The sequence below is a fragment of the Mycobacterium sp. genome (assembly GCF_050701675.1).
In the GTDB taxonomy this organism is placed as follows: domain Bacteria; phylum Actinomycetota; class Actinomycetes; order Mycobacteriales; family Mycobacteriaceae; genus Mycobacterium.
In genome coordinates this window covers 1-3,392 of the sequence record NZ_JBOGDD010000696.1, presented here as the reverse complement: position 1 = coordinate 3,392, position 3,392 = coordinate 1, and the positions used below count along the sequence as shown (strand labels likewise).

The window sequence follows — 3,392 nt, the reverse complement described above, 5'->3', positions numbered from 1 at the left end:
GCCGAGGGCAAGGCCACCGAGCTCGCGCACCGCGAAGGTGTCGACATCCGGTACTACTCGGTGATCTACCAGGCGATCGACGAGATCCAGGCGGCCCTCAAGGGCATGCTCAAGCCGATCTACGAGGAGAAGGAACTCGGCCGCGCCGAGATCCGGGCGATCTTCCGGTCGTCGAAGGTCGGCAACATCGCCGGCTGCCTCGTCACCTCGGGCATCATCCGTCGCAATGCGAAGGCCCGCCTGCTGCGTGACAACGTCGTGGTCGCCGAGACCGTCACCATCTCGTCGCTGAAGCGGGAGAAGGACGACACCACCGAGGTGCGCGACGGTTACGAGTGCGGTCTTACCTTGACCTACAACGACATCAAGGAAGGCGACGTCATCGAGGCTTACGAGCTGGTGGAGAAGGCGCGCACCTAATGGTCGATGTTGGACGGGCGCGCCGACTCTCCAAGCGCATCGCCACCGTCGTGGCCTCGGCGATCGAGTTCGAGATCAAGGATCCCCCGTTGGCCTTCGTGACCGTCACGGACACGAAGGTGACGGGTGACCTGCACGACGCCACGGTCTTTTACACGGTTCGCGGTGAGACGCTGCAGGAAGAGCCGGACTACGCAGGTGCGGCAGCGGCTCTGGAACGCGCGAAGGGTACCTTGCGCACCAGAGTCGGCGCCGCCACCGGGGTGCGGTTCACCCCGACGTTGACGTTCGTGCTGGACAAGTTGCCGGACACGGCGCGCGACATGGAGGACCTGTTGGCCAAGGCCAGGCAGGCGGATGCCGATTTGGCGCGGATTCGACAGGGTGCCACGCCGGCTGGCGAGGCTGACCCGTACCGTGTCTCTGGGGCGGAGGAATCCGGGGGGGAGCCAGACGTGGTCCCGGACCACCAGTTCGACCCTGAGGACACGGATGACCGCGATCGACCCGAAGCCTGAGCTATTTCGGTCGTCGGCGCGCGTCGATGGGTGGGGGGCAGCGAAGCTGCTCGACGCGGCGGACTCGGTCAGCGTGGTGTGTCACGTCTATCCGGATGCCGACACGATCGGCGCGGGGCTTGCGCTGGCACTCGTCCTCGAACAGTCGGGTAAGCGGGTCGAGGTAGGTTTCGCGGCGCCGTCGGTGCTTCCCGAGTCGCTCCAGTCGCTGCCCGGTGGACATCTGCTGGTCGTCCCCGACGCGATGCACGGCGGCGCCGACCTGGTGGTGACGGTCGACATCCCAAGTCTCAACCGCCTTGGTGCGCTTCGGGCGCTCGCCGATGCGGGCCACGAGGTCCTGGTGATCGATCACCACGCATCCAACGAACTGTTCGGCACGGCCAACTACGTCGATCCGACGGCCGACTCGACCACGATGCTCGTCGCCGAACTTCTCGATGCCTGGGGCAAGCCGTTCGACAAGCCCGTTGCGCACTGCCTCTACGCCGGTCTCATCACCGACACCGGGTCGTTCCGGTGGGCCAGCACGCGTGCACACCGGCTGGCGGCCCGGCTACTCGAGCTCGGCGTGGACAACGCCACGATCAGCCGCACCCTGCTGGACACGCACCCGTTCTCCTGGCTCCCGATGTTGTCGCGCGTGCTGGCGTCGGCGCAGCTGGTGCCGGACGCGGTGGGCGGTCGGGGCCTGGTGTATGCCGTTGTCGGACACCAGGAATGGATGAATGCCCGGCCGGAGGAAGTCGAGAGCATCGTCGACATCGTGCGTACCACGGCGCAGGCCGAGGTCGCTGCCGTGTTCAAGGAGATCGAACCGCAGTCCTGGACGGTGTCGATGCGCGCCAAGTCGGACGTCGACCTGGCGGCCGTCGCGAGTGCCTTCGGGGGCGGCGGGCACCGGCTTGCCGCGGGATACTCCGCGACCGGACCCGCGCGCGACGTGGTCAGGGCGTTGGCGGCCGCACTTGGGTGAGCTACCCGGCGGCGGGCACAGCGGCCTGAACTTCACGTTCTGCCCCTTCCGCGGAAGCCGGCTCGCAGGTCGACCGCGGGGATGAGTTCCCAGGAAGAGCAGCCGGTTCCGGCCACCGGGCGCCGCATCGCGGGGCTGGCACTGCCCGCGCTTGGGGTGCTCGCCGCCGAACCCGTCTATCTGTTGTTCGACCTCGCCGTGGTGGGGCGGCTGGGGGCGGTGGCGTTGGCCGGGCTGGCCATCGGCGGACTGATCCTGTCGTTGGTGTCCTCGCAGTTGACCTTCCTGTCCTACGGGACGACGGCGAGGGCGGCCCGATTCTTCGGTGCCGGCGACCGCCGGGCGGCCGTCGGCGAGGGCGTGCAGGCCACCTGGCTCGCCGTAGGACTCGGAGCCCTCGTCGTCGTGGTCATCGAGGTGGCAGCGGTGCCGATCCTGGCGGTGATCGCGGACGGAGGCGAGATCGCCGAGACCGCTCTGCCGTGGCTGCGGCTCGCGATCCTCGGCGCGCCCGCGATCTTGATCTCCCTGGCTGGCAACGGCTGGATGCGTGGTGTGCAGGACACCGCCAGACCGCTGCGCTACGTGGTTGCAGGTTTCGCCCTGTCTGCCGTGTTGTGTCCCACCCTGGTGTACGGCTTGATGGGGTTGCCCCGCCTTGGAATCGTCGGATCGGCGATCGCCAACCTGGCCGGACAGTGGCTGGCCGGGCTGTTCTTCTGCCGGGCGCTGCTGGCCGAACGGGTGCCGCTGCGGCTGGACTTGGCGGTGCTGCGGGCACAGGTCGTGATGGGCCGCGATCTGGTGGTGCGGACGCTGGCCTTCCAGGCGTGCTTCGTCTCGGCTGCGGCCGTCGCCGCCCGGTTCGGCGCGGCCGCGGTGGCCGCCCACCAGGTCGTGCTGCAACTGTGGAGTTTCCTTGCCCTGGTGTTGGATTCGCTGGCGATAGCGGCGCAGTCACTGGTCGGCGCGGCGCTCGGCGCGAGTCAGTTGGCGCACGCCAAGTCCGTCGCCTGGCGCGTGACGGTGTTCTCGACGGTTGCTGCGGGGGTGCTCGCCGCGATCTTCGCCCTTGGCTCGTCGGTGTTTCCTAGGTTGTTCACCTCGGACCGGTCGGTTCTGGACGTGATCGGTGTGCCGTGGTGGTTCCTGGTGGCTCAGTTGCCCATCGCCGGAATCGTGTTCGCGCTCGACGGGGTGCTGCTCGGGGCGGGGGATGCGAAGTTCATGCGAAACGCGACGCTGGCCAGTGCACTCGTCGGCTTCCTGCCGTTGATCTGGCTGTCGCTGATATTCGGTTGGGGACTGCTGGGGATCTGGTCGGGCCTGACCACGTTCATGGTGTTCCGGCTGGTGTTCGTCGGCTGGCGTGCGTTCTCAGGTCGCTGGCTGGTGCCAGGCACGGGTGCCTAGCGGCCCCTTCCCCGCGTCCCCGCGAGTCCCCACTTCCTCTCCCCGCGAGCGTGCGTGTCTGTACG

4 protein-coding genes are annotated in these 3,392 nt (G+C 68.2%); all 4 read left to right on the top strand.

The features are described from left to right. Positions 1-420 (top strand): EF-Tu/IF-2/RF-3 family GTPase (locus ACRDUX_RS21415; RefSeq protein WP_526416264.1); only part of this gene is annotated, 420 nt, incomplete at its 5' end. Next, the gene (rbfA, locus tag ACRDUX_RS21410) at positions 420-938 is read left to right on the top strand and encodes a 30S ribosome-binding factor RbfA (RefSeq protein ID WP_526416262.1); all 519 of its coding nucleotides are present in this window, start codon (positions 420-422) and stop codon (positions 936-938) included. The genes ACRDUX_RS21415 and rbfA, both read left to right, overlap by 1 nt. Then, on the top strand, positions 913-1,914 hold the full coding sequence (locus ACRDUX_RS21405) for a DHH family phosphoesterase (protein ID WP_526416260.1): 1,002 nt from the start codon (positions 913-915) through the stop codon (positions 1,912-1,914). The genes rbfA and ACRDUX_RS21405 overlap by 26 nt, the downstream gene beginning before the upstream one ends. Before the next feature lie 81 nt (positions 1,915-1,995). Then, entirely contained in the window at positions 1,996-3,327 is a 1,332-nt protein-coding gene (locus tag ACRDUX_RS21400; RefSeq protein WP_526416258.1) for an MATE family efflux transporter, read from the top strand. Positions 3,328-3,392: the final 65 nt, after the last annotated feature.

What these genes read in the sequence shown, in the direction of transcription:
- ACRDUX_RS21405 (WP_526416260.1), top strand. Translation starts at nt 913, where the DNA reads ATGACCGCGATCGACCCGAAGCCTGAGCTATTTCGGTCGTCGGCGCGC.
- ACRDUX_RS21400 (WP_526416258.1), top strand. Translation starts at nt 1,996, where the DNA reads ATGAGTTCCCAGGAAGAGCAGCCGGTTCCGGCCACCGGGCGCCGCATC.
- rbfA (WP_526416262.1), top strand. Translation starts at nt 420, where the DNA reads ATGGTCGATGTTGGACGGGCGCGCCGACTCTCCAAGCGCATCGCCACC.